The organism is Streptomyces sp. NPDC059455, from assembly GCF_042750115.1.
Lineage (GTDB): Bacteria > Actinomycetota > Actinomycetes > Streptomycetales > Streptomycetaceae > Streptomyces > Streptomyces endocoffeicus.
In genome coordinates, this window is record NZ_JBHYVB010000056.1 from 1 (window position 1) to 3,280 (window position 3,280).

Sequence of the window (3,280 nt, forward strand, 5' to 3'; positions counted from 1 at the left end):
GGGGGGCGCCGCCCCCCCTCGCCCCGCGCTGTCCGCGGGGGGGGCCACCCACACAACCCCCCCCCCGCGGCGCCCCCCGCCCGGCGCGCCCCCCCGCCGGCGCCGGGGCCGCGGGGGGTCGCCGCGGTACGCCGTGCGGCCGCCCGGCAGTGACCTGGGGGCGGGCCGGGCGTTGTAGTAGCGGCACCGGGTGCGGCGGCCCCGGCCCGCCCGGCTCACCTGCCCGGATCCCCCGGCCCGCCGCCCCCTCGCCACCCCCGCGCCGAGCCCCTGCCGGCACCTCGCCGGCCGCTCGAGAGGAGCCCTGCCCGTGCCTGTCGCCCCCGAGTACGACGCCCCCGGCGGCACCCCCGGCGACGGGGCCGGGACACCCGGACGGCCCCACCTTCCGAGCCCCCCTCGAGCCCAGGTCCAGGTCCCCGCTAGCGACGCGGTGAGCGAGGTGATCCGCTGGGCGGCCTTCAGCTGCGCCGTGGTCCCCGTCGTCCTGCTCATGTGCGGATCGCCCTTCGGCGCCGCCCTGGGGGCCGCCGCGGGCCTCGCCGCCGTGACGGCCGCCAGCCGCGCCCTGCTGCGCCACTCCGAGCGCACCGCGGCCCGGCTGGGCGCGGACGGCATCAGCCCGCACCGGGGCCGCCACGGCCGTACGGGGATCGGCGCGCACCGGGGCGGCCGCCGCGCCTGAGGGCCGACCGGAAAGGCGCGGAGCCGGGGAAGCGGTGCGTAGTGCTCCGCACACTCAGCGCCGATGGAGCATCGCTATAGCACCGCTCAAGCCCGGAAGGCGACCGCTCGCCCCCTGAAGAAGTACGAGCCGCACGTACGCCGGTCGTATGACGCATCCGTACGTCTGCGCCCGCTTGTTTTCAGCCAACTTCCGGCCACACTTCTTTCCTTGGCAAACGCCGTGCTCAACACCCGTCCGGCCAGCGTGGAAAGGGGTCCGGAGCGCACGTACCCCCTACGGGAAGTGGGTGTCCGCACAAGGCGTACTTCACAGCGAGGGCTACGAGTGCAACGCTTCGTGATCGAATGCTTCGCGCCAAGTTGTCATGTCGACATAGTGGCGGGTGGTGAACTGGTCACGGCGACCACACGCGACACAGTAGATTCGATCTTGGCCATGACCGGCGGGGGAACCGTTCAGGACCGAGGGGAAACGTGCAGGACCGAGAGGACGCGACCACCGAGGGGGGCTTAGTGCCATGAGCCAGGACTCCACGACCGTACCGGAGACCTCGCGCAAGCTCTCCGGACGCCGGCGACGAGAAATCGTCGCGGTGCTGCTGTTCAGCGGCGGCCCCATCTTCGAAAGCTCCATCCCGCTCTCCGTCTTCGGTATCGACCGGCAGGACGCCGGAGTCCCTCGGTACCGACTTCTGGTGTGCGCGGGCGAAGATGTGCCACTGCGAACGACTGGCGGACTGGAACTGACCGCACCATACGGCCTGGAGGCACTCTCCCGGGCCGGCACCGTCGTCGTACCGGCCTGGCGGTCGATAACCCAGCCGCCACCGGCCGCCGCGCTCGACGCGCTGCGCCGCGCGCACGAGGAGGGCGCGCGGATCGTAGGCCTGTGCACCGGGGCCTTCGTACTGGCCGCCGCCGGGCTGCTGGACGGCCGCCCGGCGACCACCCACTGGATGTACGCACCGACGCTCGCCAAGCGCTATCCGTCGGTCCATGTGGACCCCCGCGAGCTCTTCGTGGACGACGGCGACGTACTGACCTCGGCGGGCACCGCCGCCGGGATCGATCTATGCCTGCACATCGTGCGCACCGACCACGGCGCGGACGCCGCCGGCGCACTCGCCAGGCGCCTGGTCGTCCCGCCGCGCCGCAGCGGAGGGCAGGAACGCTATCTGGACAGGTCGTTACCAGAGGAGATCGGGGCGGACCCGCTCGCCGAGGTGGTGGCGTGGGCGCTCGAGCATCTGCACGAGCAGTTCGACGTCGAGGCACTGGCGGCCCGCGCCTACATGAGCCGCAGGACCTTCGACCGCAGGTTCCGCTCGCTCACTGGGAGCGCTCCACTCCAGTGGCTGATCACCCAGCGGGTGCTGCAGGCGCAGCGGCTCCTGGAGACCTCCGACTACTCGGTCGACGAGGTCGCGGGACGCTGTGGCTTCCGCTCGCCGGTCGCGCTGCGCGGGCACTTCCGGCGGCAGCTGGGGTCCTCCCCGGCCGCCTACCGGGCCGCGTACCGCGCCCGCAGGCCCCAGGGCGGGCCCGCGGAGCGCCCGGACCGCCCCGACCGCCTGGAGCGGCTGGAGCGGCTGGAGCGGCTGGAGCGGCTGGAGCGGGCCGACCGGCCCGACCGCGCCGAGGTGATCGAACCCCGTGTCGGCGACCACTCCCTGCCGCTGCGGCGGCCGGGCGCGCCCGGCGCCTCCACCGGCCACTCGGGGCATCCACCGCACCACCATCACGCTCCGCATCCGGAACCTGGCAAACCGGAGTCGGACGCCTACGCCCCACGCCTGCCCGAACAGGCAGCGGGCCGGGTCCCGGGCCGTCCGTCCCTGCCCGGCCAGCGGGAACGCCCCGTAGGGTGAGACGTATGAACGATCGCATGGTGTGGATCGACTGCGAGATGACCGGGCTCTCGCTGGCGAACGACGCGCTTATCGAGGTGGCCGCGCTGGTCACGGACTCCGAGCTGAACATCCAGGGCGACGGAGTGGACATCGTTGTCCGGCCCCCCGCGGAAGCGCTGGTCACCATGCCCGAGGTGGTGCGCGAGATGCACACCACCTCCGGCCTGCTCGCCGAGCTCGAGGGCGGGACCACGCTCGAGGATGCCCAGGACCAGGTCCTGGCCTACATCCGCGAGCACGTCCCCGAGGCCGGCAAGGCCCCGCTGTGCGGAAACTCGGTCGGCACCGACCGGGGCTTCCTCCTGCGGGACATGCCGACGCTCGAGAGCTACCTCCACTACCGGATCGTCGACGTCTCCTCGATCAAGGAGCTGGCCCGCCGCTGGTACCCGCGGGCCTACTTCAACAGCCCCAAGAAGAACGGCAACCACCGCGCGCTCGCGGACATCCACGAGTCCATCGCCGAACTGCGCTACTACCGGGAATCGATCTTCGTACCGGCTCCCGGCCCGGACTCGGACACGGCGAAGGCCATCGCGGCCAAGCACGTCCTGCCCGCCCGGCACGCCTGACCCTGCCGCCATCCCGGTGGGGCGCGCCCCCCCCCCCCCCCCACCCGGGCCGCCCCCCCCCCCCCCCCCCCACACCCGGGTAGGCGCGGCGGGGAGCCCCCCCCGCACGGG

3 protein-coding genes are annotated in these 3,280 nt (G+C 73.5%); all 3 read left to right on the forward strand.

The features are described 5' to 3' along the window. Positions 1–310 precede the first annotated feature (310 nt). The 3 genes from ACFXB5_RS21165 to orn all read left to right on the forward strand — a co-directional run bounded on the left by ACFXB5_RS21165 (position 311) and on the right by orn (position 3,169). Complete coding sequence (locus ACFXB5_RS21165) at positions 311–685, forward strand: hypothetical protein (RefSeq protein ID WP_385210053.1); 375 nt, start codon at positions 311–313, stop codon at positions 683–685. Positions 686–1,205: 520 nt separating this feature from the next. Continuing rightward, positions 1,206–2,555: a helix-turn-helix domain-containing protein gene (locus ACFXB5_RS21170; protein ID WP_385210056.1), complete on the forward strand. Its 1,350-nt coding sequence runs from the start codon at positions 1,206–1,208 to the stop codon at positions 2,553–2,555. A 5-nt stretch (positions 2,556–2,560) separates the two neighbouring features. After that, positions 2,561–3,169: an oligoribonuclease gene (orn, locus tag ACFXB5_RS21175; RefSeq protein WP_385210059.1), complete on the forward strand. Its 609-nt coding sequence runs from the start codon at positions 2,561–2,563 to the stop codon at positions 3,167–3,169. Positions 3,170–3,280: the final 111 nt, after the last annotated feature.

Bases quoted from the DNA above. Each gene is read 5' to 3' on its own strand.
- ACFXB5_RS21170 (WP_385210056.1), top strand. From the start codon at position 1,206: ATGAGCCAGGACTCCACGACCGTACCGGAGACCTCGCGCAAGCTCTCC.
- orn (WP_385210059.1), top strand. From the start codon at position 2,561: ATGAACGATCGCATGGTGTGGATCGACTGCGAGATGACCGGGCTCTCG.